General features: G+C 48.0%; 19 protein-coding genes. 10 read left to right on the top strand and 9 right to left on the bottom strand.

All coding sequences use genetic code 11. From position 1 onward, the window contains the following. Window positions 1–40 precede the first annotated feature (40 nt). Complete coding sequence (locus AC5JBY_RS17480; protein WP_495905917.1) at window positions 41–2,488, top strand: T9SS type A sorting domain-containing protein; 2,448 nt, start codon at window positions 41–43, stop codon at window positions 2,486–2,488. Window positions 2,489–2,575: 87 nt separating this feature from the next. Beyond that, a complete protein-coding gene (locus tag AC5JBY_RS17475) occupies window positions 2,576–3,088 on the top strand; it encodes a hypothetical protein (RefSeq protein WP_495905916.1) in 513 nt (170 codons plus the stop codon). Between the two features lie 102 nt (window positions 3,089–3,190). Here AC5JBY_RS17475 and AC5JBY_RS17470 read toward each other — a convergent pair whose 3' ends face one another. Further along, a complete protein-coding gene (locus AC5JBY_RS17470) occupies window positions 3,191–4,435 on the bottom strand; it encodes an AGE family epimerase/isomerase (RefSeq protein WP_495905915.1) in 1,245 nt (414 codons plus the stop codon). A 229-nt stretch (window positions 4,436–4,664) separates the two neighbouring features. On the opposite strand from AC5JBY_RS17470, the gene AC5JBY_RS17465 reads away from it, so the two are divergent. Beyond that, window positions 4,665–5,555, top strand: a complete 891-nt coding sequence (locus AC5JBY_RS17465; protein WP_495905914.1) for a helix-turn-helix domain-containing protein — start codon at window positions 4,665–4,667, stop codon at window positions 5,553–5,555. Window positions 5,556–5,705: 150 nt separating this feature from the next. Beyond that, window positions 5,706–8,195, top strand: a complete 2,490-nt coding sequence (locus AC5JBY_RS17460) for a T9SS type B sorting domain-containing protein (protein ID WP_495905913.1) — start codon at window positions 5,706–5,708, stop codon at window positions 8,193–8,195. 19 nt (window positions 8,196–8,214) lie between these two features. Here AC5JBY_RS17460 and AC5JBY_RS17455 read toward each other — a convergent pair whose 3' ends face one another. The 3 genes from AC5JBY_RS17455 to AC5JBY_RS17445 all read right to left on the bottom strand — a co-directional run bounded on the left by AC5JBY_RS17455 (window position 8,215) and on the right by AC5JBY_RS17445 (window position 11,783). After that, on the bottom strand, window positions 8,215–8,562 hold the full coding sequence (locus tag AC5JBY_RS17455; RefSeq protein WP_495905912.1) for a hypothetical protein: 348 nt from the start codon (window positions 8,560–8,562) through the stop codon (window positions 8,215–8,217). A 1,083-nt stretch (window positions 8,563–9,645) separates the two neighbouring features. Then, a complete protein-coding gene (locus AC5JBY_RS17450) occupies window positions 9,646–10,353 on the bottom strand; it encodes a response regulator transcription factor (protein WP_495905911.1) in 708 nt (235 codons plus the stop codon). 2 nt (window positions 10,354–10,355) lie between these two features. Beyond that, the gene (locus AC5JBY_RS17445) at window positions 10,356–11,783 is read right to left on the bottom strand and encodes a sensor histidine kinase (RefSeq protein WP_495905910.1); all 1,428 of its coding nucleotides are present in this window, start codon (window positions 11,781–11,783) and stop codon (window positions 10,356–10,358) included. A 296-nt stretch (window positions 11,784–12,079) separates the two neighbouring features. Here AC5JBY_RS17445 and AC5JBY_RS17440 point away from each other — a divergent pair, with 296 nt between their 5' ends. From AC5JBY_RS17440 to AC5JBY_RS17415, 6 genes are all read left to right on the top strand, one after another. Then, complete coding sequence (locus AC5JBY_RS17440; protein WP_495905909.1) at window positions 12,080–13,849, top strand: alpha-L-fucosidase; 1,770 nt, start codon at window positions 12,080–12,082, stop codon at window positions 13,847–13,849. 157 nt (window positions 13,850–14,006) lie between these two features. Further along, window positions 14,007–17,153 carry a SusC/RagA family TonB-linked outer membrane protein gene (locus AC5JBY_RS17435; protein WP_495905908.1) on the top strand — a complete coding sequence of 1,049 codons (3,147 nt, stop codon included), beginning with the start codon at window positions 14,007–14,009 and terminating at the stop codon, window positions 17,151–17,153. A 17-nt stretch (window positions 17,154–17,170) separates the two neighbouring features. Next, window positions 17,171–19,057, top strand: coding sequence for a RagB/SusD family nutrient uptake outer membrane protein (locus tag AC5JBY_RS17430; RefSeq protein ID WP_495905907.1), 1,887 nt, complete (start codon window positions 17,171–17,173; stop codon window positions 19,055–19,057). 32 nt (window positions 19,058–19,089) lie between these two features. Then, a complete protein-coding gene (locus tag AC5JBY_RS17425) occupies window positions 19,090–20,256 on the top strand; it encodes a DUF5000 domain-containing lipoprotein (protein ID WP_495905906.1) in 1,167 nt (388 codons plus the stop codon). Window positions 20,257–20,287: 31 nt separating this feature from the next. Then, on the top strand, window positions 20,288–21,481 hold the full coding sequence (locus tag AC5JBY_RS17420) for a DUF4998 domain-containing protein (RefSeq protein ID WP_495905905.1): 1,194 nt from the start codon (window positions 20,288–20,290) through the stop codon (window positions 21,479–21,481). A 23-nt stretch (window positions 21,482–21,504) separates the two neighbouring features. After that, window positions 21,505–22,944 (top strand): alpha-L-fucosidase, encoded by a 1,440-nt coding sequence (locus tag AC5JBY_RS17415; protein ID WP_495905904.1) that lies wholly within the window; start codon window positions 21,505–21,507, stop codon window positions 22,942–22,944. Window positions 22,945–23,011: 67 nt separating this feature from the next. On the opposite strand, the gene AC5JBY_RS17410 is transcribed toward AC5JBY_RS17415, so the two are convergent. The 5 genes from AC5JBY_RS17410 to AC5JBY_RS17390 all read right to left on the bottom strand — a co-directional run bounded on the left by AC5JBY_RS17410 (window position 23,012) and on the right by AC5JBY_RS17390 (window position 25,982). Further along, window positions 23,012–23,488, bottom strand: coding sequence for a hypothetical protein (locus AC5JBY_RS17410; protein WP_495905903.1), 477 nt, complete (start codon window positions 23,486–23,488; stop codon window positions 23,012–23,014). A gap of 388 nt (window positions 23,489–23,876) precedes the next feature. Next, window positions 23,877–24,359: a YybH family protein gene (locus AC5JBY_RS17405; RefSeq protein ID WP_495905902.1), complete on the bottom strand. Its 483-nt coding sequence runs from the start codon at window positions 24,357–24,359 to the stop codon at window positions 23,877–23,879. A 205-nt stretch (window positions 24,360–24,564) separates the two neighbouring features. Next, complete coding sequence (locus AC5JBY_RS17400) at window positions 24,565–25,062, bottom strand: hypothetical protein (protein ID WP_495905901.1); 498 nt, start codon at window positions 25,060–25,062, stop codon at window positions 24,565–24,567. Between the two features lie 53 nt (window positions 25,063–25,115). After that, the gene (locus tag AC5JBY_RS17395) at window positions 25,116–25,412 is read right to left on the bottom strand and encodes an RNA polymerase alpha subunit C-terminal domain-containing protein (protein WP_495905900.1); all 297 of its coding nucleotides are present in this window, start codon (window positions 25,410–25,412) and stop codon (window positions 25,116–25,118) included. Window positions 25,413–25,415: 3 nt separating this feature from the next. Beyond that, window positions 25,416–25,982, bottom strand: coding sequence for a dihydrofolate reductase family protein (locus AC5JBY_RS17390; RefSeq protein WP_495905899.1), 567 nt, complete (start codon window positions 25,980–25,982; stop codon window positions 25,416–25,418). Window positions 25,983–26,026: the final 44 nt, after the last annotated feature.

The raw sequence follows: 26,026 nt of genomic DNA, 5'->3' as shown, positions 1-26,026 counted from the left end.
TAGCAGGAACCCGTTTCTTCCGAACCACTAAAATCAAATTATGACAAAACTCTACAAGAGCCTATCGAGGTTATCTGTCCTCCTGCTTGCTACTTTCTCCGGATTATCCACTTTGGCAGCTACTTTTCCTGTTACCAACACCAACAACAGCGGTGCAGGTTCCCTGGCGCAAGCCATTCTCGATGCCAACGGTACCGGCGGGGCGGATGTAATTACCTTCAACTTACCAACAGGCCTGGCCACCATCACACTTACCAGCGCATTACCTGTCATTACAGATGCTGTATTTATTGATGGTTATTCGAAGTCAGATGCGGTAGCAGGTACCATTGCCGGTCGCACGATAATGATAAACATCAATGCAGCGGCTATTGGCGCAGGTAATAGCGCCTTTACTGTCAATGCAAGCAACGTTTCGATTGCCGGTCTGGCCATTTACAGCGCGCCGGAATTTGGTATCAAACTGGTATCCAATACCACTCCCAACAGCAACCTGCACGTATGGGGTAATTATATCGGTACAGACAATACAGGTCTTACTGGCGGCCTGGGCAATAATGCCGGCAACATCGAAGTAAACTTTGGTGCAGGTAACGTCTCTACAGGTATTTATATAGGTATCGATGACAATGACGTAGTGACAGATGCTAATGAAGGCAACTTGATCACTGGCAGCCCCAGCACCAGCGCCAACAACGGCGATGGTATCCTCTTATGGCGTTGTTCCAACTCAACCATAGCAGGAAACATCATCGGTTTTGATAAGAACGGCGCCAGCGCAGCTGGTATTCAGCACAACCGTGATGGTATCGTGGTAACGGTATCATGTACGGGTATCGTGATCGGTACTGATGGAGATGGCGTTGCTGATGCCATCGAAGGAAACCTGATCGGCAATAGCGTCCGCAACGGTATTCAGCTGGCAGGTATCTCTACCAGCAACATCATAGCCGGTAACACGGTGGGCCTCGATGCTTCAGGTGGCACAGCCGGCAACGCGGGCACTGGCATCTACCTGCTCAACGCTTCTACCAACCGCATCGGTACAAACGGCGACGGTGTGAGCGATCTGCTCGAAAGAAATATTATCAGCGCCAACGGTGGTGCCGGTCTGAAGATCTCTGCGGAAAGCTTTTTCGGTGCTGCTTTCGAATCTTCTTCCGATTTCAATGTCATCAAAGGAAATATCATCGGTGCCGATGCTGCACTGAACCCCCTCGGCAACGTGGGCAACGGTGTTGAGCTGCAAGCCTCGCTTTCCGGTCTCAATGTGAACAACAACTTCTTTGGCACCGACCACGATGGTGTTAGCGATGGCATAGAAAGAAATATCATTGTCAACAACGCTGGTTATGGTATCCGGGTGTTGACACCTGGTGCTGGTACAAGCGTTTCCGGCAATAAATTCTCTGGCAACCTTATTTATGATAATGCACAGGCAGGTATCGATCTGCAAGGTGGCACAGAGTTTCCTCCCGGCATCACCATCAATGACGACGGCGATGCGGATGGCGGAGCCAACGACCTGATGAACGCACCCGTGATCACTTCAGTAAGTATTGACGGCAGCGACCTGGTGATCTCAGGTTTTACACGCCCCAACAGCATGGTAGAGTTCTATATCCCTGATGGAACAACTGTCCCCGGCGGTGGCTTTACCAAGAGTTTCGGACAAGGACAGACATTCCTCTTCCGTGCACAGGAAGGAGCAACCTTGAGCACCATCAATGATGACGACAACACTACAGGAACATATACAGGAACAGAAGAAGGATCAGGCGCTGGCGGCACCCGTACAGAAAATAGGTTCACGTTCCGCGTTGCCCTGTCTTCCCTGCCCGCAACAGTTACTGCTGGCACCGGCATCACTTCACTGGCCTATCAGAACGCTACCGGACCAGGCAACACTTCTGAGTTCGGCGGCACCCAGGCTGCAACCAACCTGCCTGTACACTTTGTATCATTCAACGGACGCATCAGAGATGGTAAAGCTTACCTGACCTGGTCTACAGCCGAAGAACAAAACAACGATCACTTCGAAATACAACGCAGCACCACAGGTGGTAGCTATACGACCATTGGCAGAGTAAATCCGAAGAGCGGCGTTATCAACCAGTATGACTTTGTTGATGCGGCGCCTGCTGCCGGCATTAGCTATTATCGCCTGAAGCAAGTGGACCTCGACGGACGGTTCATGTACAGCAAAATATTGATCCTGAGAAGCGACCTGGATAAATTTGTTGTGAAGACAGGTCCGAATCCGTTCAGCAGCAACATCAATATCTATTACCAGCTGGAAAAAGATGAGGCGGTAGTAGTTCGTATGTACGATCAGTCAGGCCGCACCGTTAAGCAATACACTACACGTGGCGGAACTGGCGTTAACACCTACACGATCAACGACCTGAACAACCTGCCGAAGGGTAACTACACCCTGGAACTTTCCGGTGAAACCGTGAAATACAGGCAGCAGGTAGTAAAGCAATAAGATAATTTAACAGTTTTTCGCATACCCAAAAGGCTCCCAATACGGGAGCCTTTTGTATATTAGTCCCCTTAACCCCTAAAAACACATATGAAAACCCTGACTACATTGCTTGGTATTGGCCTTGCCATTGCCATCTTCCCGGGCTGCGCTTCCATTGTAAGTAAAAGCAACTGGCCGGTAACGTTTCACTCCAACCCTACCGGCGCAGATATTTCCATCACCAACAAAAAAGGTGTAGAAGTATACAGCGGTAAAACACCTGCTACCATGAAACTGAAATCTGGTGCCGGCTTTTTCAGCAAAGAGTCGTATACAGTAACATTTAAGATGGATGGCTATGACACGAAGAAAATAACACTGGAATGTAAGCTCAACGGCTGGTATTTCGGTAACCTGGTATTCGGTGGCTTGATAGGTTTCCTGGTCATAGACCCTGCTACAGGAGCCATGTTTAAATTAGAGAAAGATTTCATTGAAGAACAACTGACCAAAGGCACAGGAACGACCTTCATGCCGACAAACAATCAACCCTCTTTACAGATACTGAACAAAGATCAGTTGCCTGCTGAATGGGCGAAGCATTTGGTGATGATACAATAGCGAATAGTACTAACAACACAAGAGGCTGATTAAACTGTTAAGTTTAATCAGCCTCTTGCTATATCAACGACTTATTGCCGATTCACGATTGCCGGCTGCCGACTAAACCAAGCCATCAATCCTCCTCATCAACTCCATACAGGCACGGCCGTTGTGGTAGGGACATTTCCAAAGCCCCGCTTTATCTTCCCATGACATGACGGTCTTGTCTGTGCCGGTGGCTTCATTGAGCACGCCCCAGCGCCATTCACCAAGCTCATTATCTATGATACTTTCCCGGATAAAAGCCCAGTTGTTGAAGGTATGCTGCAGAAAGGCGTGGTCATTGCTCATTTGCCAGGCATGAAAGAAGCCTACAAGCGCTTCAGCTTGTGGCCACCAGTGCTTTTCTTTTACCCACAGGTTCGTAGCACTGTCCTGTTCATACCACATGCCGCCATCATAATCCAGCCCGCGGGCTGCAGCATAAGCCATCTGCAGGGCAGACTTCTTAACACGGATCACAAGCTCTCCGTCGGAGATGATATTGGCTGCTTCCACCAATAACCAGGAAGCCTCAATATCGTGGCCAAAAGAAATCAGTGTACTCTTGGTATGCCAGCGTTCATCAAAAAACAGCGCCTGGTGGTGCGTAACTGGATGAATGATATGATTCAGGAAATTATTGATGAGCCGGGTGATCTGCCTGCGCAGACCCTCCTCAGGCCAAATGCTGTATAAATTAGTATAAGCTTCCAGTACATGCAGGTGCGTGTTCATGGACTTCTTCTCATTCGCGTCTCTGGCGCTCAGGCGCAGATCTGCCAGTGGGCCCCATTCCCGGGCGAACGCCTCGAAATAACCTTCCTGCTCCCGGTCATAACTATACCGCTCGATAAGCGTATACAATTCGATGGCACGGTCTTTTACCATCGCCTGACCAGTAGCTTTGAAGTACTCACAAAAAGCATAGAGCGTAAATGCCTGCGCATAGATCTGCTTTTTGGTGTCGAAGGGGTGACCCGAATGGTCTACCGTCCAGAAAACGCCACCCAGCGCGTCATCGGCAAAATGAGTAACGATATATTCGTAGGCCCTCGTTGCAATGATCAGGTAAGAAGTTTGGTGAGTCAGGTTATAGGCAGCCGAAAAGGTCCAGAGAATGCGGCTGTTCAACACTATCCCCTTCGGCGCCAGGATATCGATGGTATTTTGGTGATCGATACTTCCATAAAAACCGCCATATTGCTCATCAACGGCGTGTTTTGTCCACCACGACAGGATGGAACGGAATTCAGTGTCAATTTCATGGCGAAACAGCAATAACTTGTGACGTACAGGCTCATCCTGTATAACAGGGGTTGTCATGCGTAAATATAAGTAATGAACAATAAAACCAATAAGTACAAGTACGGAGAAGGATTGACTATTGTTAAATTTGATTTATATCAGTTCCCGGAAACGGGTGCAAGTTAATCTATTACAATGACTATTGATTATCAATGTACTCAGGAGAAAGAGTTTTGTTGGCAGCAGGTGCCCTTTCGGCAGTTTCGTCATAATTTTAATACATTACAAGTAAATATACTGCATTTGCATGAGCAAAGCAATCAGGCATAACATCCTCCGGGAAATTACACCACTCACACAAAGTGACTGCTTTACCCTATTCAGCCGGGTAAAAACGGAGTTCGACTTTCCCCTCCATAGCCATGAAGAATTTGAACTGAACTTCATTCAGTATGCCAAAGGAGCGCAGCGCGTAATTGGCGATCATATGGAAGAGATCGATGATATCGAATTGGTACTGGTGGGGCCCAACCTGCAACATGCCTGGTTCACCCATAAAAGTAAGGGGCAGGAGATTCATGAGGTCACCATTCAATTTCACAAAGACCTCTTCGATGAGAAATTCCTGCGTCGGAACCAGTTGAGTTTCATCCGTACGATGTTCGGGATGTCGGTACGCGGCATTTTATTCTCCCGTGAAACAACCAAGCAGGTAGCCCCACGGATCATTGAGCTCACCCGCAGGCAGGGTTTTGATTCCGTACTGGAGTTGATGTCCATTCTACACGACCTCTCCACATCGCGCAACATGCGCACCCTCTCCGACCCGTCCTTCAATGCCGCTGAATCATTCAGCTACAATTCCAGGCGCATAGAAAAGACTATAGAATACATGAACCAGCACTTCGATAAGCCCATTGCATTAAGTGAGGTATCCAGGCTGGCCAATATGTCGGAAGTAGCCTTTAGCCGTTTTTTCAAACAGCGTACAGGAAACACATTTATAGATAGCCTTACAGAAATAAGATTGGGTCATGCGTCCCGCATGTTGATCGACACCACACAGTCGGTAGCAGAGATTGCTTACCACTGCGGCTTCAACAACATTTCCAACTTTAACCGCATCTTCCGGAAAAAGAAAGGCTGCACGCCGAGGGAGTTCCGGGAAAGCTTTTCAGGAAAGAGAATATTTATATAAAAAAGAATATTTTTGTTCCTACCCTAATCCCTTAAGCGCTGTATGCCCCCTGTTCGCCCGTTATTCTTACTGACCGTCCTGCTATTACTGTATTCAATTCAGCATTGTGTTGGCCAATCCGTTAGTTATAAAGCGAGGTATGCTACCTCGATGCGATATTTTTATATAAAAGATCAGGTCCAATCCCATGATCAGGGAATGGTATTGGTCGGCAAGGCAGGAGCTCCCGAAGATTCTGCAGATTTAGTAGTCATGAAGCTGGATGAATTTGGCAGCGTGGTGTGGAATAAAATATATCCCTCTACGGGTCGACTGGAGAATATGGCCATTACGGAGATGAGCGATGGCACTATCGTTGTCGCATCGGACCTATGGTACGCAACTGCCACTACCTCTGGGTCAGATATTTTGACCATGAAGATCGATTGCCAGGGAAATGTGTTGTGGAGCAACAAGCTTAGCCTCGATCCTGCATTAGGCCGGAAATACCTGACTTCCGGTGGATTGAAAGAAGGAAAAAATGGGGATATTATTCTGTCATTATTTGCCCATCAACAGGGAAGCAATCCTTCATCCACGATCTGCCGGCTCAACAATACAGGCGGCCTTGTATGGAATAAAACATTCTATGGCGTCAACAGTGATTATTATTATGCTATCGAGGCTTTTTATAAAAACAATAAGATTGTTGTAATGGGCCATGAGAAATACGTTGGTAATTTCATTACTCCCGTCAAGCGGTTGTTTAGCATGATCCTTAACTATGACAACGGCAACATAGAAAAAGAACAGGCCTATAACCTTACAGAATTCGTTGCCGGACAAACAGTATTGTTCACACAGGCAAAGATCCATTTTGATGCAGAACAACTGATTGATAACACCTATGCCTTGTTTGGTATATTTGCAGGCTCCACCCAGCAAACATTCTACTATTATAAACTGATCGTCAATGAGGACCTGTCGATCAAACAGTCGCAGGCTTATTCCACCTCCACTTCGATTGGCCAGAAGTTCTCAAAGATCACAGTATTCCGTAATGGGCAGACCCACATTACAGGCCCGCAATATGAGTCGGCTACTTATTATGCTTATGCAGCCGATAAAAATGGTACCCTTCTACGACAAAAAAAGACACCCTATACAGGAAGCATCCTGTTTAATGGTGACCGCGTGTTCCAGATGGGTTCGGACAATTACGGATACTTTACAAGTCACTTCCTGGTCTTCAACTACCAGGTAGATATTGCACAGGTGAGAAATGGCGACAATAATATTTCCTCCTGTATGGGCATAGATACCGCTTTTATTACGCCATTGCCCTGGCAAAGCAGCAATACAACATGGAGTTGGGCCAGCACCAGAGACAATCAGGTGGTGTCCAATCCTTATCCATTTTCGCCGGCAGACCTTCCTGTTACCGTCACGGACATTTGTGCACCTGTAAGGCCGGTCAAAACATTTACTATTACCGGTAGTGATAATATATGTACAGCCACCTCAACGCCTTTCAGCTACCAGGTAAAGACCAGTAAGAAAGAAAACAAACCTGTGCAGTGGCGCATGGATGCTGCCGCCTACCAATCACTGGTAACAGTCAATGATTCTACCGTTTCCATTGTGTTCAATAATCCCACCACTGGCCCATATAAAGTGAAGCTGTATGCTTATGGCGGCACCTGCCAACCGGTACAGGACTCTTTGGAGATATCTGTATACCCTGCTTCGCGGCTGCCCCGTTTTGTAAACATTTGTACTAATAATATACAGGTAGACCCTGGTAATTGGTTTAAATCCTATCGCTGGCAGGATGGTTCCACCAATCCGGTTTATACCATTACACAACCGGGCCGGTACATCGTAGAACTCACCACTCATTGCAATGAGGTCATTACCGATACAGTGGATGCCTTTGGCGACAGAACTGGTCTGTTGAATCGTGAGAGGACGATCTGTGAAAATGATACACTGTTACTGCAGGCGCCGGCAGGATTTATCAACTACAGGTGGGAGCCCGACTATCGGATAGAACATGTGTCCAACGAAGTAGCACGGGTATATCCTGATAAAAACACTTTTTATGTTCTTTTCTCCGAAACCACCGACGGCTGCCAGTTGAAAGATACCGTGGATATAAAGGTTAAAGCTAAACCCCGCGTGAGCCTGGGCAACGATACAACAGTCTGTACAGAAGGTGAGCTCACACTCAAAACAGGGACAGGATTCGCCAAATACCTGTGGAGTACGGGAGAAAGTACAGCTGCGATCACCATCACACAGCCCGGTATATATTCAATTGCAGTAACAGACGCCGGTGGTTGCAAAGCCAGCGATACAATTACCATTACGGCTAAAGTATGCCCCCGCAGAATACGGATACCTACCGGCTTTAGTCCTAATGGCGATAGAGTCAACGATATCTTTAAAGCCGTGGTACAGGGACAACTGGAATCATTTGAATTGATGATATACAATCGATGGGGAGGCGTTGTATTCAGATCAACCAATCCACAATCCGGTTGGGATGGTACTATCAAAGGCATACAACAACATAGCGGCACTTATGTATGGATGTGCAGATATAAATTCCGCAATGAGGCGACACAAATAGAAAAAGGAACATTGCAACTCATCAAATAGAGCACAATGTTCCTTTATATTATAATTCAAATATCAACTGATCCTCCCGGTTTTCAACCGGTATCTTCCGGAGGAAGTTGTCATACCCCTCCTCGTCATCATGGCTGCTGGCAGCACCATAAGCATCGAGCGTATAACCCACCAGTCCGTCATTCGCTTCTATGAGATACAGGACCGATGAGTCAGCCGGGTTCGATTCCCCTTCAAAACGGAAGGTCTTGATGATCTTCAGGTCTTCCGGTTGGTAATGCTTTCCGCGTCCGATGGTAAAACCTTCAGGTGTCCAGCGGAACTCATTATCTTTTTTATCCTTGCGCAGTTTTTCCATTACCTGCACCAGGGTGGTCATTTGATCTGATCTGTTCATGGCGTTTTATATGAATTTTCTCAAAACCTATGCCTACCAGAATGATAGTGAAGACATAAACAATAGCTTGATTACCGGATAGAAGGAAAGAAAGTCAAGGAAAAATTGTGCAAATAAATCCCCGTATTGGGGAATAAAAAGTAGCAGATAAAAAAATAACCAGGACGCCGGAAAGCAGGAAAAATAAAACGTCGATTTTATTCATCCTTACTTCCCGTCTCCCCGGCACAGTCTATACCCGGCAACGGAGTTCCTGCTGAAACGAGGCCCCGGCAAAACCATCAGAGATTGCAGGAAGCATCTCGGTTGGCTGTTGTTCTGGGCGCTGTCAAAAGTATGATACCTGTATAGGGTCATTACTTTAAAACAACTACTGAACAACGATTGCCGGAGTAAGGGCGAGGTAGCAGTGTACTACCGTTGCCGGTGCTGCTTGCGTCATCCTGATGAGTTGAAAAATGTGGAAGACGGAGGATAACGCCTTCCCGTCTTCCCGGCTAAAATGCGCAACGATATATTGAGTTGGCCGTGGCCAGAGGAAACAACTGAAGATAAATGCTGCACATCGTTCATCACGCTTTTACTGAACCCCAAACAGGCATTGATCAGTTACCAGTTTATGAATTACAGCATCAGCACGAATGAACTTTTTTAAAGAAAGTGAGTCATGACTTACTGCTCCAGACAAACGTACAACTTCGCGATACCCGTTTCCAAATTTATTTTACCAGCTTTTGGGAAAAATGGGAATATTGGGAATTTTAGTAACTATTTTTTTCATTTTGTTCAAAATGCCCAAATAGGGCCAATAAAAATTTGGAAACCGCATTACCGGTATTGTATATTCGACGCTTGCTGTTAGAAACGAACGATAGAATAGAAATGGGAAAAATTCCGGAAAAGGGAAGAAACGAGGAGTCGGAACGGAAAATGAGGAGAGGATGGTACGGGGATAGTCCATGGATACTCCATAGATACTCCTGGGATACTCCATAGATAGTCCATGCTAATAGCACAAACCCCTAAAACAGGTGCAATTTACAAAAAAGGGCAGGGCAACTTGTGTCCGTGAAAAGCGAAGGCTCAATCACCTTTCACGTTAAACACAAACCCAACCCCATACACATTGTTGATGCTGATGTAGTCAGAGTGATTGAGATGCTTGCGCAGGCGCGAGATGAAGACGTCGAGACTTCTGCCAAGGAAGTAATCATTCTCACCCCACAAGCGCGTCAATATCTCTTCCCGCTTCAGGATCTTGTTCTCGTTATTGAACAGGAATTCCAGTAATTCAGATTCCCTCGGAGTAAGTATTATTTCGGGACGGTTGCCAATAAGTAGTTTTAGTGAATCCTTGTAGAACTTCACATCGCCCCGTTCAATAATGGAGCGGTTGAGAGGCTCTGCATGATGAAAATTACGTTTGATGATATTCCTGATGCGGAGTACGAGTTCGTCGATGTCGAACGGCTTGGTGATATAATCATCTGCGCCGATCTTTAAACCATACAACCGGTCAGCCCGTTCATTGCGCGCTGTCAAAAAAAGAAAAGGCACCAGCGGGTTGATCTTCATGATGCGGTTAGCCAGCTCAAAGCCATCGATGCCCGGCATAGACACGTCGATCAGCAAAATATCATACTTACCCTGACTGCTTTGAAATTGCACCAAAGCCGACTGGCCATCCTTGCTCCAGTCAACAGTAAAATCCATGAGCTCCAGGTATTGCTTCACCACATTACCCAGGTCCGCTTCGTCTTCTACAAGTAATATTTTTGACTTTGCACTCATGATTACATCAATGGGATAGTTATAGTAAACACACTACCCGCCCCTTCCCTGCTCTCGATATCGATTTTCCAGTGATGAGCGTCGATAGCCTGCTTCACATAATACAAACCAAGCCCCAACCCTTTCACCTGTCCATCCAACACTTCCGCATCCCGGTAAAACTTGTCGAATAAATGCTCTTTCGTTTGCGCTGTCATGCCAATACCATTATCTGCTATCCGAATGAGCAAATTCCTTTTATCATTCTCAGTAGTGACAGTCACTTCCTTTTGCTCCTGCCGGTTGTACTTGATGGCATTATCCAAAATATTCAGCAACGCAGTGGTAAACCAGAATGCATCGAGTTGCACTTCATCACGGGAGGCATTCTTTTCCAGTGTAAGCGCTACCGGAGCGCCATTGAGTTTTATCTTGTAATCCAGCAGTATTTCATCGAGCAAAGCATGCAGCGATTGTGGTTGCTTGTTGACAGGTACCTGGCTCATAGCAGTGATGTCCAGCACTTGGCTGATGAGCGTTTTCAACCTGTCCGATTGCCGCTCGATCACATCGGTGAGCGGCTTCACGGTTTCCCGGCTCACAGTCACCTTATTGTTCTGTAGCGTTTTATTGGCAACAATAATAGCAGCCAGCGGGGTGTGCAGTTCATGCGTAATACTGTTGATGAAATCCGATTTCATCTCCGACAACTTCTTTTGCCGTATCCAGTTGCGCAAAGTGATAAAGAACAACAACACCACCACCAGTATCGAAAACACCGACAGCGCAAAAGTAGGTATCATGCTACGCAGAATGGTCATCTTACGATGCTTGGTATCAACATAAAAACTATAAGCAATACGGTAAGTTTGTTCGGAAGTGCCACCAACAGAAACAGTCACGATCTTGTTATTCTCATTCACCGCTTTCAAGCCGCCGCCCAGCCACAAACCCGATGGCTGTTGCAGCGAATCGGCAATGCGCGCATAATGTGTCTCTTTATTATAGATATTGATGAACTGTCGCTTGCCAAAACTTACTTCGAGCACATCGATACACAAACCATAATCCAGGTCGGTGCGGATATTGTGCTTCTCCCGTATATAAGCCATCACACTATCGATGTTCTCTGCCTGGCGCAAAACAGGCACCGTCTTGTTCAATAAGTACTCAGCAAACGCATGAAACTCCAGTTCACTCGAACGGTACAGCCGCTCCATTTCTGCCATGTTTTTATACATAGCCGAGTCCAGGATCTTACCGCCGCCCGGGAAGATGAGGTCCGATTGAATACTGGTCCCATAATCCTTCTTGATGATCTCCTTTTCCTGAATGTAGTATTGCCGGTTCTTCAATTCATAAGTATTGTACACCAGGAAAAACTGCACGGCAGTAAGGATCACGAAGCTGACAATAGCGATAGTCTTATGAGCAGTTATAGTGTACTTCATTAAATGTACTTCATTAGTAATGGTTTTCCCCGCGTCTAAGACGCTCTTCACTCGCTCGCCTCTGGCGAGTGAGGGTATTTTGTAGCCTCTGGCTACACCTTCCGCAGCGTCACCTTTCAGGTGACACTACAGTCAAAGCAAGCATTAAAGATAATGTGTATCTACTTGTTTTGCCGCCCCGTTTAATATCCGTTAACAATTCGTTTGAACTCTATTGACAAGCAGGGGATTAATTCACTGTTAATTTTAATCCGGCCTTCATCCTGCACAATTACACCTTCCACATACCAATTTATATGCACAAACAGATTTCAATCCGTAGCCTGTTATTGTTGATGATATTCCTGCCGGTGTGCCTTGTACAGGCACAACCCAGTCAGGATGCCCCTAACGCCTATTCCAGCCAGGCAGCCAGCGACCACGATAAGAAGATGGACTGGTGGCGCAAGGCGCGCCTCGGCATGTTCATCCACTGGGGCGTGTACGCTGTACCAGCAGGTGCCTACAAAGGCCAGGAGATCGGTGGACTGGGCGAATGGATCATGCACGACGCCAGCATCCCGCGCAAAGAGTACGAACAATTTGCCCGCCAGTTCAACCCCGTGAAATACAACCCCGAAGCCTGGGTACGCATGGCCAAAGACGCCGGCATGAAATACATCGTCATCACCTCCAAACACCACGATGGCTTTGCCCTGTTCGATTCAAAAGCCAGCGACTGGAACGTGGTAAAAGCCACACCATATGGCAAAGACCTGCTGAAACCCCTGGTAGAAGCCTGCCGCAAACAAGGCATGAAACTCGGCTTCTATTATTCACAGGCTAATGACTGGTACAATCCTGGTGGCGCTGCTGCGCGCGGACATTGGGACAAAACCCAGGAAGGAAGCATGGATGAGTACATTGATAAAGTAGCCATCCCGCAGGTGCGTGAGATCCTCACCCTCTATGGCGACGTAGTAGAACTCTGGTGGGATGTGCCAACAGATATGAATCGTGAACGCGCCGATAAGCTGGCAGCCCTGATGTCATTGCAGCCTGGCATCATCACCAACGACCGCCTCGGAGGCCATCATGATGGCGACATTACCACACCCGAGCAATATATTCCAGCCACCGGCATTCCAGGACGCGATTGGGAAACCTGCATGACGATGAACGATACCTGGGGCTTCAAAACTTATGACGACAATTGGAAAAGCAGCACTACGCTGATCCGAAACCTGATAGACATCGCATCGAAAGGCGGCAACTACCTGCTGAATGTGGGGCCTACTGCCGAAGGTGAATTCCCCGCTCCCATCGTTGAGCGGCTACAGGCCATTGGCAAATGGACCAAAGCAAATGGAGAAGCCATTTATGGCACCACGGCCAGCCCCTTTACGATACTCCCCTGGGGCCGCGCTACCAAAAAAGTAGAAGGCAATACCACCACGTTGTACCTCCATGTATTCGCCTGGCCTAAAGACGGTAAACTATTGGTGCCGGGCTTAACCAGTAAAATACAAACAGCAAAACTGTTGGCCAATCGCAAATCCCTGAAAACAGCCACTACAACAGAAGGACTGGTGATCGATGTACCTGCCAAGGCACCAGATCCGGTTGCTTCAGTCATTGTCCTTACCACACAAGAGCCATTGACCATACAACCTTATGTTATACAACAAAAGCAGGATGGTACACTCATACTGGACGCGGAACTGGCAAATATTAAGAGCTACCGCAACGAGGGCTTAGCTATGACAGAGGGCGATTGGGATGCCCGCAACATTGGCTATTGGACCAATCCTCGCTGCTGGGTTTCCTGGAAAGTAAACATTCACAAGCCCGGTACTTATACCATCAAAGCCATTGCAGCAACACCGGCAGCCTCCAGCAAGTTCAGGATAGAAACAGGCGATCAGGCGCTGGAAGCCACCCTCAACAGTACAGGCGATTACAACGAATACCAGGAAGTAACACTCGGAAAGATCACGATCGATAAAGCAGGACAACATACCATCGCCATCTATCCCGGCGAAGGCTGGAATCCGATCAATTTACGACAGATAAAACTGTTACCCTAACAAGCCCGTAACCCTATCGAAGAGCTATCGAAGTATTTTTTCCCATCAGTCGCCAGCCTCTGGCTGGTGACGCCTATTCCCTCGCCTCTGGCGAGATTCGAAAGAACACGATTGTCAACTGTATGACTACTTATAAAACCAAAACTCAAGACTGCTTATGAACACGTATTGCTACGTATTCAAAAGGATCAAGCCAATCCTTTTGTTTTGTTTACTCCTGGGCGTGGCGGCCGGTTCGGATGCCCAGACCAGTGAGATCATCGTAAAAGGCTCCGTTCGCTCCGACACGACAGTGCTCGATGGTGTGACCGTTACCTTAAAAGCCGATCCCAAAGTGGCCACCCGCACAGATGCCAAAGGCAATTACTTTATCAAAGTACCATCCAATGGCACATTGCTATTCTCCTATGTAGGCTTTGCCACACAGGAAATAGACGTAAAGGGAGAACCCATCGTCAATGTGGTACTGAAGGCCGGCGACAAAGCCATGGAAGAAGTGGCAGTAGTAGCCTACGGTACGCAAAAGAAGAAGAGTATGGTCAGTGCGGTAACGACGATCAATCCTAAAGAATTGAAAGGCCCTACGAGTAACCTCACCACCATGCTGGCCGGTAAAATATCGGGCATCATCGCTTACCAGCGTAGCGGTGAGCCGGGAAGAGACAATGCCAGCTTTTTCATCCGTGGCGTCACCACCTTTGGTGCTGGTAAAGTAGACCCGCTGATCCTCATCGATAACATGGAGTCTACTTCCAATGACCTCGCCCGTCTGCAGCCCGATGATATCTCAGGGTTCTCCGTGTTGAAAGATGCCACCGCTTCATCCCTCTACGGCGCACGCGGCGCCAATGGCGTTATACTTGTAACAACCAAACTGGGCGTGGAAGGAAAGACCAAATTTGGTCTGCGTGCAGAGAACTCTACTTCCAGCAATACGAAGAACTTCCGCTTTGCCGACAACATCACCTACATGAAGTTGGCCAATGAAGCATTGGTAACCCGCTATCCTTTGCGCGCACCATTGTATTCACAGGAGAAGATCGCACAAACAGAAGCCGGTGCCAACCCGCTGCTGTACCCTAACAATAACTGGTTGAAGATGCTGATCAAAGACTACACAAACAACCAGCGCTACAACCTCAACATGAGCGGTGGCGGCAAGATCGCCCAGTACTACGTATCCGGCACGTACAATATCGACAACGGTGTACTGAAAGAAAATGGCCTTAACAATTTCAACAGCAATATCAAGCTCCGCAGCTATCAGATCAGGTCGAATGTTACCATCAACGTAACACCCACCACCCTGGCCAATATCCGGGTGTCAGGACAGTTCGATGATTACAACGGCCCTGTTGGTGGCGGTGGCAATATCTTCAACCAGGCATTGAAGAGCAACCCGGTCCAGTTTCCGGCAGTTTATCCTGCTTCCTTCCTGCCACGGTTGAACCACCCGCTATTTGGAAGTGCTCTCGATGCCAATGCCATCCGGTACAATAATCCCTATGCCAACATGGTATCAGGCTACGAGCAATCCAATACCTCTACCATGGTGGCCCAGCTCGACCTGCGGCAAAACCTGAGCTTCATCACCAGCGGTCTTTCTGCCCGCCTGATGACCTTTACACAGCGCTACGCATCATTCAGCCTTACAAGAGCCTATACTCCGTTTTATTATTCACTATCCTACTCGCCCGATGGCAAAGAACCGCAGCTTTCACCCATCAACACCGATGGCACCGAGTACCTGAGCTACATACCCGGCGCCAAAATATTGAACACAGTTTCTTATCTCGAAGCTGCCGTGAACTATAACCGTGGATTTGGCGATCATGACGTATCAGGCATGCTGATCACCACCATGAGAAATTACCTGACGGCCAACTCGGCCATCGGCGATCTGCAACAATCACTGCCCTATCGCAACCAGGGCGTGTCGGGCAGATTTACCTATGGATATGACAACCGTTACCTCGCCGAGTTCAACTTCGGCTACAATGGTTCCGAACGATTCTCAAAGAACAACCGCTTTGGTTTCTTCCCCTCGGCAGGATTAGCGTGGAATGTGCACAATGAAAAATTCTTCGATAAACTGTCCAATACTATATCCTTGTTGAAAGTACGCGGCACGTATGGATTGGTGGGCAATGACCAGATCGGCAGAGCCGAAGACCGTTTCTTCTACCTGTCGAGCGTTGCGATGAACGATCCCAACAAAGGCGCTGTATTTGGTGAGAACTTTGGCACGGGGCTCAACGGCGTTACCGTACAACGCTATTCCAACACCTCCATCACCTGGGAAAAAGCATTCAAGACCAATATCGGCCTGGATGTACAGTTCACCAATGGTTTCAACCTCACGGTCGACGTGTACCGGGAGCACCGCAAGAACATCCTCATGAGCAGAGCCTATATCCCCGTTTCTATGGGCCTCAGCGCCCCCATCCAGGCCAATGTAGGAGAAGCAGAAGGCAAAGGCATCGACCTGCAAATGGATTACAACAAATCATTCAGCAATGGCATGTGGCTCCAGCTGCGCGGCAACTTCACCTATGCTGCCAGCAAACTGCTGGTGAATGAAGAACCCATATACCCTTCTTCCTGGACCAGCAAAGTAGGCTACCCCCTTTCCCAACGTTGGGGATTGATCGCAGAACGCCTTTTTGTAGATGATTATGAAGTAAAGAATTCACCCCTGCAGGATTTTGGCATCGTAAGCGGTGGCGATCTCAAATACCTCGACATAGATGGCAACAACATCATCGATGGCAATGGCGATCAGGTGCCCATCGGTTATCCTGAAACTCCTGAGATCGTATACGGAGGAGGTTTCTCCTTTGGTTACAAGAACCTTGACGTTAGCGCCTTTGTACAAGGCTCTGCACGCTCTTCCATCTTCATCGACAACAATGCCATCCAGCCCTTTAAAAGAGACGATGAAGGCAGAGGTTATGAAAGCGGCCTCCTGAAGATCATTGCCGATGACCACTGGTCCGAAAGCAACCGCAACATCTATGCCTTCTGGCCACGCCTCAGCGACAGAACGATCCTCAACAATAGCTGGACCTCTACCTGGTGGATGCGCAACGGCGCTTTCCTCCGCCTCAAATCGATAGAGTTGGGCTACACATTACCAAAGACCCTGATGAAGAAGCTGGGACTGACCAATGCCCGTTTTTACCTGAATGGTAATAACCTGTTTGTCATCAGCAGCTTTAAGCTATGGGATCCCGAAATGGGCAACAATGGCCTGGCCTATCCCCTGCAGCGCGTGTACAACGTAGGCGTCAACCTTAGTTTTTAATTCATTATTGAAACAGTATGCGACACTATTATAAACAACGTTTTTTCTTACTGCTATACTTCGTGGCAGGCATCCTGGGCCTCTCCTCCTGTGAGAAGTTCATCGATGTGGTGCCCGACAATGTACCAACCATAGATAATGCTTTCAGCATTCGCACAGAAGCCGAAAAGTACTTATTCACCTGCTATTCCTACCTCCCCGATGAAGGCCAGTACGGTGGCAACCCCGCCTTTGGCGCCGGCGATGAAACCTGGCAGGACCTTAGCTTCCATACCATCAGCACCGATCCCTTACAGATCGCCATGGGACTGCAAACAGCTGGCAATCCCCTCATGGAAAGCTGGGCTACCATGTATGCAGGTATACGCGACTGTAACATCTTCTTGGAGAATGTAGACAAAGTAGTAGACCTCGAGCCCTATATGAAAACAAGGTGGATCGGCGAAGTGATTTTCCTCAAAGCCTATTACCACTGGCACCTGCTGAAGATGTACGGTCCCATTCACATTGTCGATAAGAACCTGCCAACCGATGTAAGTGCTGAAGCTGCAAAAATATCCCGTGTGCCGGTCGATTCAGCAGTCAATTACATCACTACTCTGTTGGATTCAGCAGCAAAGTTGTTGCCGCCTACTATACAGGCAAGAACTACCGAACTGGGTCGCATTACAGCCCCCATTGCATTGGCCGTGAAAGCCCGTGTACTGGTCACTGCCGCCAGCCCCTTGTACAACGGCAACGCCGATTACACAGGGTTCAAGAACAGTGATGGTAAGTTACTCTTCAATACGACCTACGACAAACAAAAATGGGTAAAGGCCGCCGCTGCCTGCAAAGCAGCCATCGATGCCTGCCATGCTGCCGGCATACAACTGTACAAGTTTGATGACAACATCACCAACCTCACCGATTACATGAAGATCGAGATGAGCATCCGCAACAGCGTTTGTGAAAAATGGAACGAAGAGCTGATCTGGGGTTCATCCAACAGCCCGTCAGACCATTACATGCAAAGACTCGCATGTCCCAGGCTCGATCCCTCACGCATCGGCAACCAGGACCCCATGGGCCAGTTGGCGCCAACCCTCAAAATTGCCGAGCAATTCTATACAAAGAATGGCGTGCCCATCGAAGAAGATAAAGACTATGATTATGCCAATCGCTATGCCCTGCGCACAGTATCCGCAGCTGAATCAGAGAAAATGCAGGTAGGTTATGAAACAGCCCTATTGCACTTCGACCGCGAGCCCCGTTTCTATGCCGACCTATCATTCGACGGCGCCAAATGGTATATGCAAAACGGTACCTGGAATATCCAGGCCCGCTGGGGACAGGTTCAGGCACAAAAGAACGTGTATGGCTATTCCGTTACTGGGTACTTTACTAAAAAGACGGTAAGCTGGAAGTTTGTAATACAGGACGGACAAAGCTCATCTACCGAAACATATCCCTTCCCGCTTTTCCGTCTGGCCGATCTGTACATGCTGTATGCCGAAGCATTGAATGAAGCAGAAGGACCTACGAATCCCGATGTATACAAATACGTAAATCTGGTGCGCGAAAGAGCCGGCCTGAAAAGCGTGCAGGACTCCTGGAGCCAGTATGCAAAGAACCCTTCCAAATACACTACGCAGGATGGTATGCGTGCCATCATCCAACAGGAAAGGCTGATCGAAATGAGTTGTGAGGCCAGCCGCTTCTGGGACCTCCGCCGCTGGAAACGCGCCATTGAAGAACAGAACAAGTTGGTCCTCGGTTGGGATGTGTCACAATCCTCACCCGCTGGATATTACCGCACCCGCCCCCTCTGGAGCCAAACCTTCCAGGTAAAAGATTACCTGTGGCCCATCAGGAGCAGCAATATCCTGGTAAACCCCAAACTGGTACAGAACCCAGGTTGGTAAGGAACAACACTAACGCACTTAAAAGAGAAAACATGAATCGAGTATATATAATACTAATAACGACACTCATCATGAGTGCCTGCAAAAAAGAAGAGCATGCATCGCTATACGGTGAAGGCAACACACCCGGTGCACTCACCAGCGCCACGGTAAAGAACCTGCCCGGCGCTGCAGAGATCACCTATTCCCTTCCACACGATAACAACATCCTGTACGTAAAAGCAGAATACGAGAACCAACCCGGTGTAAAAAGAGAAGTAAAGACCTCTTACTACACCAATCAACTCACTGTTGATGGTTTCGGCGATACATTGGAACATGAAATAAAACTGTTCGTTGTAAACAGGAGCGAACAGGTCAGCGTCGCCACAACAGTGAAAGTGAAACCTCTGACACCACCCGTAGTATCTGTGTTCAGAAGCCTCGCCATTACGCCCGATTTCGGTGGCCTGCGCATTTCCTATACCAACGACGCCAGAGCCGACGTCGCGATCTATACACTGGCCGACGATGGCAAGGGTAAAATGGAACAAGCCAACGTTAATTACACCACCCTGCCAGCCAGCGTGTATACCATGCGTGGCTTCGACAGCTCCGCCCGTAAATTCTCCTTCTACGTAAAAGACAGGTTTGGCAATACCTCTGATACCCTCAGAGGTACCTGGAAGCCTTTATATGAGAAGGCGCTCGATAAAGCCCTCTTCAGGAAGATGCAGCTGAACACCGATGTGGGCGACGACTGGGGACTCCCGATGGAAAACCTGTGGAATGGCTCCTATGTAGGTTTCTGGGACATGTTCCATACACAGGCAAAGCCCTTCCCCATGTGGTTCACCTTCGATATGGGCGTAACGGTAAAGCTGAGCCGCATCACAGTATGGCAGCGCCAGACACCCGCGCAGGACTGGATCTACAATGCCAACAACCCAAGGAAGTTCGAGATATATGGCACCAATAATCCCAACGCCGATGGTAGCTGGGGCAACTGGACATTACTGCTAAGCCACGAGATTGTGAAACCTTCAGGATTGCCCCTGGGACAAGTAACACAAGATGACATTGCAGCCGCTGCAAAAGGCGAAGAGCTGATGGTGCCCCTCGACAAACAACCCGTGCGTTACATCCGCATCAAAGTCCTGGAAACATTTACCAACTCAGCCATCAACATTGCAGAAATGTCGATCTGGGGACAACCATAGGTAATTAACCAAAACATCAACTTATCAGAACATGAAACATGTTAAACTAATAATAGCCCTGATAATGACAGGAACCCTGATTTGGGTGTCCTGCTCCAAACAGGACGACTGGAAAAAATACCTGCCGGCTTCACCCAAAGTGTACCCCGGCATGGCAGAAGACATCACCACGTATCCAGGCAACAACAGACTAAAAATATCCTGGCTGCTGGTATCTGATCCAACCATCACAAGCGCAAAAGTATTCTGGAACAATGGCCACGATTCAGCCGGTGTAGCGATAGCCCGCAAACAAGGCGTCGACACAGTGAACATCATTGTCAGCAACCTGCAGGAAACCTCTTACACGTTCCAGATATTTACCTACGATAAAGAAGGCAACAAGAGTGTGCCGGCCTATGTATCAGGCCGCGTGTATGGCGCCAAATACCATGGCACATTACTCAATCGTGCCGTACAAAGCGTCAACTATTCAGGTGATACAAAGCTTATCACCATCACCTGGGGCAGACCGGATACGGTGAATGTAGGCACACAGTTGTGGTATACCGATGAGCAGGGAGCCGCTAAAGAAATGACGGTGGATGTGGCTGCCAATGTAACATCCTTCCCTTGGAAGGTAGGCACTAAGATCTATTACCAATCGAAATACAAACCTTCAGCCCACGCCATCGACTCCTTCAGCGTATTGACCAAAGACTCCATTACCGTAAAAGATGTGCCGGTTTCCAAAGCAGCCTGGACAAAAGTGAACCTCCCCAACGATGTGGCAGGCGATGCCTGGGGCACCGACCTGGCTTGGATCTGGGATGGCAAAGGAGGCGATTACCCCGAGATCTACCACACAGGCGGAGAAGGAATGCCCCATCACTTTACGATAGACCTGGGAGCAGCTTACAACCTCACGAAGTTTGAGAACATCGGCAGAACGAACGCCAATCCCTACCATAATCCCACAAAATTTGAAGTATGGGGCATTGCGGACATTACCAATGCCGCCACTACCCTGCCTGGCAGTGATCCGGGCTGGAAAAATGAAGCCATTGCCAAAGGATGGACACTGCTGAAAGAAGTGGCTCGGCCCGACAATGGAACCGCCCCCTATAAAGTAGACCTGTTACCCGGCATTCCCCCCGTACGCTACATTCGCATCCGCGTATTGGAGACCATCGACCACGATATCGACAGCCACATGAGTGAGATTTCGTTCTGGTATAATCCATAAATTTAAATCATAATAAAGCAAAAATGAGGCACACAAGGACCACCAGGTATTTTCTACTGTTTGTATTGATCTGTACCACTATGTTACGGCCTGCTGCAGCAAGCGCACAGGCAACCAAAGCGAAGACCGGACAAAGCCTTGCAACATTACAGCAAGGATTCGTAGACCTCCGTTTCGGCATGTTTATCCATTTCAATATCCCTACGTTCATGAACCAGGACTGGGCCGATCCGGAAGCCAGCCCGGCTATCTTCAATCCCACTAAGCTGGATTGCGACCAGTGGGCCAAAGCCGCCAAATCGGCCAACATGACCTATGGCTGCCTCACCACCAAGCACCACAGCGGGTTTTCCATCTGGGATACGAAAACAACCGATTACAATGTCATGAACAGCCCGTATAAAAAAGACGTCGTGCGGGAGTATGTGAACGCCTTCCGGGCCAACGGATTGAAGGTAATGCTGTACTATTCCATCCTCGATACCCACCACAAACTGCGTCCGGGCCACATCACACCCCAGCATATTGCCATGGTCAAAGCCCAGCTTACGGAGCTGTTGACGAATTATGGTGAGATCGCAGCCCTGATCATCGACGGATGGGATGCACCCTGGTCGAGGATATCCTACGATGACATTCCCTTCGAAGAAGTGTATTCACTCATAAAATCCCTGCAGCCCAACTGCCTGGTGATGGACCTGAATGCCGCAAAATACCCGGCCGAGGCATTGTATTACACTGATATCAAGTCCTACGAGCAGGGAGCTGGCCAGCACATTTCCAAAGAAAGCAACAAGCTGCCGGCCCTTTCCTGCCTGCCGATCAACGATGCGTGGTTCTGGAAGACATCCTTCCCCACCTCACCGGTAAAAGACCCGGCAAAGCTGGTGAACGACAACCTCGTACCTTTCAACAATGCCTATTGCAATTTCATCCTCAACGTAGCTCCCAACCGCGAGGGGCTGATCGATGACAATGCACTGGCAGCCCTGAAGCAGATTGGCCAAAGCTGGAAACACCAGGGCCCGACCGCCAAGTTGCCTGCCGCTGAGGTGCCCATCATTTCCCACAACCTCGCAAAGTTCCAGCCCACCAACGCCAGTTGGAGCGATGACATGTGGATTATGGACTTTGGGAACGACGACGACTTTGGCAAGTCCTGGATATCCAACCCTACCGTGAAACAGCCCTGGTATGAAATAACCTTTAAAGGCGATCAGGCATTTAATATGATCGTTATTGCCGAGTCGAGAAGGCCACGCATCAAGAAATACAGGCTGGAATATTACCAGAACGGCGTGTGGAAGCCCATCCTTGCCGGCGAGAATACCGGCCGCATCAAAGTACACCGTTTCAGTCGGATATATGGTGAGCGTGTAAGAATACTGATCGATGGATTCGACGCACCGCCACAGATAGCTGAGTTTGGCGTGTTCAACGAGCGCACAGAAATGGCGCAGTAGTTATATGTATATGCATGTTGAGCGGTGACACACCCTACGTCGCAAGGGAAAGTGTCGCCGCTTTCTTTTATATCGATATTGGCACACCCAGCTTCTCCAGCGCCTGGCTTATCTCATACAAAGTTTCGCCCTTGAAGCCATCACTTTTGATATCCAGTTTTAATGCTTCACGGTGATCTTTATACAACTTTAGCGCTTTAACATCTGCAGCAGAGATGTTCGAAGATGATGTATGAGTGATAACATAAAGCCGCACCTTACTTAAGGTAAACATCTTTTCCCCTTCGCCCGAGAGCGGACAGCGATGATATTGAGTAAGCGTCCTGCTATCTTCATCGATAACAACTTTGTAGTTCCTTGGCGTGTCCATCAGGTCTACAAGTTTCATCAATGAGAGCGTCCCAAAGACCCAATAAGTGACTCCTTTTACAGTGATAAAAAAGCTCAATATGATAATGATCAGAAGAATTGGTATTGATAGTATAGCCCATCGTTGTAGAATGTGAGGCCAATAGCTTTTACGGGCAGTAGTATAAGTGGTCATGGGGGTTGGGAAGGAAAATTGAATCCTGTAGGTGAATTTACGCGCTAATGAGAACAATAGAAAGTAAATACTATCCACCATTGTGGATAGTCATATACAATCTTACCCTCATGAGTAGGCCCATTTTGGGAGAATGTTACCGATTGCATTACCATTTTAACAGTTTTATTTTAAAATACTACGAAGGGGGTATTGGTAGAACGCATGAAACCCTTATTTTTGTCTCGGTTTTTCATAGGATATTGGATTTTAAAACGGGGCTGTATTTTTATGCTGGCCCTTTTTTATTGTGTATACCATACGTAGTTCTACGTCACATATAAAAAAAGTAAAGGGTAATGCAAACTGCACTACCCTTTTTTCATGGCTATACGCGGCTTATAAACGATCACCGCTGCTTATTATTGCTGCTGAACGAATCCCTGTACATTTTCCAACCCTTTTTTGTCTTCTTCCACAACACCAGGAACTTTCCATTGTCAAACTGAGCACCATTGGCATCGAACGATTGCCATAAACCCTCTTCAGTTACATACTCCGCTCCATCACCATACACCGCAGTGGTAGTGAACTTTCCATTTCTGAGACCAAGACCATAATACGCTACGCGGAAAAACTCAAGTGGCGCAATAGGTCCACACAATGCCGGTCCGTCGGGCGCCATGATACAACAGTCTTCTGCATAGCGGTCGATGAAGATCGAAGAGTCACCCTTTTCAAAAGCCTGGAAATAGATAGCATTGCTGGCCGCAATAGCTTGCTTTGCTTCTTCCAGCGCTGCTGATGACTGCGATGAGCTGGCGCCGCAGCTGAATAATAAAAAAGAAAAGATTACAAGAGGAATGCATGTGACTACATGGTACTGTTTCATAATTAACTGTTTTGTTTTTCATGCTATGCATCATAGCATGCACAAAAATAGAAGCAGTCACAATGATGGAATTGTACAAAACGGAACTGAAGACGTGTATACAATATCGTTGAATTAACCAACGACTGTCAGAGTTTATCCCGCTCTGCGGGACTGAGCTTGTCGAAGCCTCCCAGCCCTGGTTCGTGTCTCCACGACACCAGCATCACGGCGTTTCCCGCGAAATACGCGTAGTCCTTCTTCTGAGATGGTCCAAAACAGCAGACCTTGCCTTTAGCCACGCGGCCAGCACTTCCTTTTGCGGGTCCCAGGAATCCAATTCAGATTTGCCATGACCCAATGTTACATAGTGAATGAGCGAACCCTGTTGAAAATAAAAGGTGCCGCCCCACATTATGCTATCCCGGCCATAATAAGAAGTTTCATACTCTGTAGCGAATAAGAGAGCCCCCTGATGCTGGTACCAGATTTGTTTCACCTGCCCCGGCCCGCGCTGCGATACGAGAATAACTTTCACCACTGAATCATCGATCATTTTATACTCATATTGCTGAAACCGGATGCCCCTGAACTTTTGCGTGGTACCGGTAGCCTTTTCAATACCTGCAACGATAGAATCCGTTTGCTTTTTGACGAGCGCAGAATCCTGTGCCAGGCTGGACTGGAAGAAGCAAGTAAAAAGGATAAGAAGCCGGGCAGTCATAAAGGGGCGGTTTTGTCTACCTGAATTTACGAAATTACCGGCTCAGTTGGGCATTATGTTTTGCGGAATGACAAACCTTCCTGCTTTAGCGCTTCACGCAGTTTCGGCAGGGAAGCAGGACCCATACCGTGAAGTTGAAGGATCTCTTTTTCAGTATACTGAGCCAGTTGCTGCAAAGTGGTAGCGCCAATACCTTCCAGCGCCCGCCGCGCAGGTGCCGAAAGCTGTGACAGGAAGCCCGATGACGGTTTCTTTTCCGCTTCGCAGATGGGACAGGTAGGGCAATCACTACTCTTATAGTATTGATGCCCCTTTGCACATGTCCGCAGGTTTTTCTTGGTAGCTGTCATGAATTAAGCCTTTTCGTAATGCAGGCAAATAACGCCGGAGTCAAAAGTATGTGAGGTATCGAGCTTAAGAGGCGCCCTTTCTTTGATCCCCGCAAACACAGGAATACCTTCACCCAGTAGGATCGGGTTTACAAACAACCACAAGCCATCCACAAGTCCTTCCGCTACAAGCAAATGACCTACAGAAGGACTGCCGAAGATGATGATCTCCCTGCCATCACCTTGCTTCAGTTTCCGGATGGCAGAAACTACGTTATCGCTGATGACAGTGGTACGGGGCAATTGCTTACCCTGCATCGTTTTCGACACGACAACTTTATGCACAGTACTGTACCAGGCAGAATGTTCTTTGTCGTGCTTGCTGGCATTAGGTTTATCAGCGGCTGTAGGCCAATAAGCCTCCATCATGTCAAACGTCTTCCTGCCATACAAAGCAGTATCCGTTCCTTGAATACGTTTACCAACATAATCGAAGATATCGGCATCCACTTTTATCCAATTCATTTCTCCATTAGGGCCGGCTACAAATCCATCCAATGAGACGTGTAAGAACAATACGATCTTTTTCATTTGTTATACTTTACACGTGCAAATTAATGAGCCCGGTTCATTTA

This window comes from Paraflavitalea sp., from assembly GCF_059502485.1.
This window is presented reverse-complemented; position numbering and strand designations above follow the sequence as displayed.

Excerpts from the sequence above, each read along its gene's own strand:
- AC5JBY_RS17480 (WP_495905917.1), top strand. The coding sequence starts at position 41 with ATGACAAAACTCTACAAGAGCCTATCGAGGTTATCTGTCCTCCTGCTT.
- AC5JBY_RS17475 (WP_495905916.1), top strand. The coding sequence starts at position 2,576 with ATGAAAACCCTGACTACATTGCTTGGTATTGGCCTTGCCATTGCCATC.
- AC5JBY_RS17470 (WP_495905915.1), bottom strand. The coding sequence starts at position 4,435 with ATGACAACCCCTGTTATACAGGATGAGCCTGTACGTCACAAGTTATTG.
- AC5JBY_RS17465 (WP_495905914.1), top strand. The coding sequence starts at position 4,665 with ATGAGCAAAGCAATCAGGCATAACATCCTCCGGGAAATTACACCACTC.
- AC5JBY_RS17460 (WP_495905913.1), top strand. The coding sequence starts at position 5,706 with ATGCGATATTTTTATATAAAAGATCAGGTCCAATCCCATGATCAGGGA.
- AC5JBY_RS17455 (WP_495905912.1), bottom strand. The coding sequence starts at position 8,562 with ATGAACAGATCAGATCAAATGACCACCCTGGTGCAGGTAATGGAAAAA.
- AC5JBY_RS17450 (WP_495905911.1), bottom strand. The coding sequence starts at position 10,353 with ATGAGTGCAAAGTCAAAAATATTACTTGTAGAAGACGAAGCGGACCTG.
- AC5JBY_RS17445 (WP_495905910.1), bottom strand. The coding sequence starts at position 11,783 with ATGAAGTACACTATAACTGCTCATAAGACTATCGCTATTGTCAGCTTC.
- AC5JBY_RS17440 (WP_495905909.1), top strand. The coding sequence starts at position 12,080 with ATGCACAAACAGATTTCAATCCGTAGCCTGTTATTGTTGATGATATTC.
- AC5JBY_RS17435 (WP_495905908.1), top strand. The coding sequence starts at position 14,007 with ATGAACACGTATTGCTACGTATTCAAAAGGATCAAGCCAATCCTTTTG.
- AC5JBY_RS17430 (WP_495905907.1), top strand. The coding sequence starts at position 17,171 with ATGCGACACTATTATAAACAACGTTTTTTCTTACTGCTATACTTCGTG.
- AC5JBY_RS17425 (WP_495905906.1), top strand. The coding sequence starts at position 19,090 with ATGAATCGAGTATATATAATACTAATAACGACACTCATCATGAGTGCC.
- AC5JBY_RS17420 (WP_495905905.1), top strand. The coding sequence starts at position 20,288 with ATGAAACATGTTAAACTAATAATAGCCCTGATAATGACAGGAACCCTG.
- AC5JBY_RS17415 (WP_495905904.1), top strand. The coding sequence starts at position 21,505 with ATGAGGCACACAAGGACCACCAGGTATTTTCTACTGTTTGTATTGATC.
- AC5JBY_RS17410 (WP_495905903.1), bottom strand. The coding sequence starts at position 23,488 with ATGACCACTTATACTACTGCCCGTAAAAGCTATTGGCCTCACATTCTA.
- AC5JBY_RS17405 (WP_495905902.1), bottom strand. The coding sequence starts at position 24,359 with ATGAAACAGTACCATGTAGTCACATGCATTCCTCTTGTAATCTTTTCT.
- AC5JBY_RS17400 (WP_495905901.1), bottom strand. The coding sequence starts at position 25,062 with ATGACTGCCCGGCTTCTTATCCTTTTTACTTGCTTCTTCCAGTCCAGC.
- AC5JBY_RS17395 (WP_495905900.1), bottom strand. The coding sequence starts at position 25,412 with ATGACAGCTACCAAGAAAAACCTGCGGACATGTGCAAAGGGGCATCAA.
- AC5JBY_RS17390 (WP_495905899.1), bottom strand. The coding sequence starts at position 25,982 with ATGAAAAAGATCGTATTGTTCTTACACGTCTCATTGGATGGATTTGTA.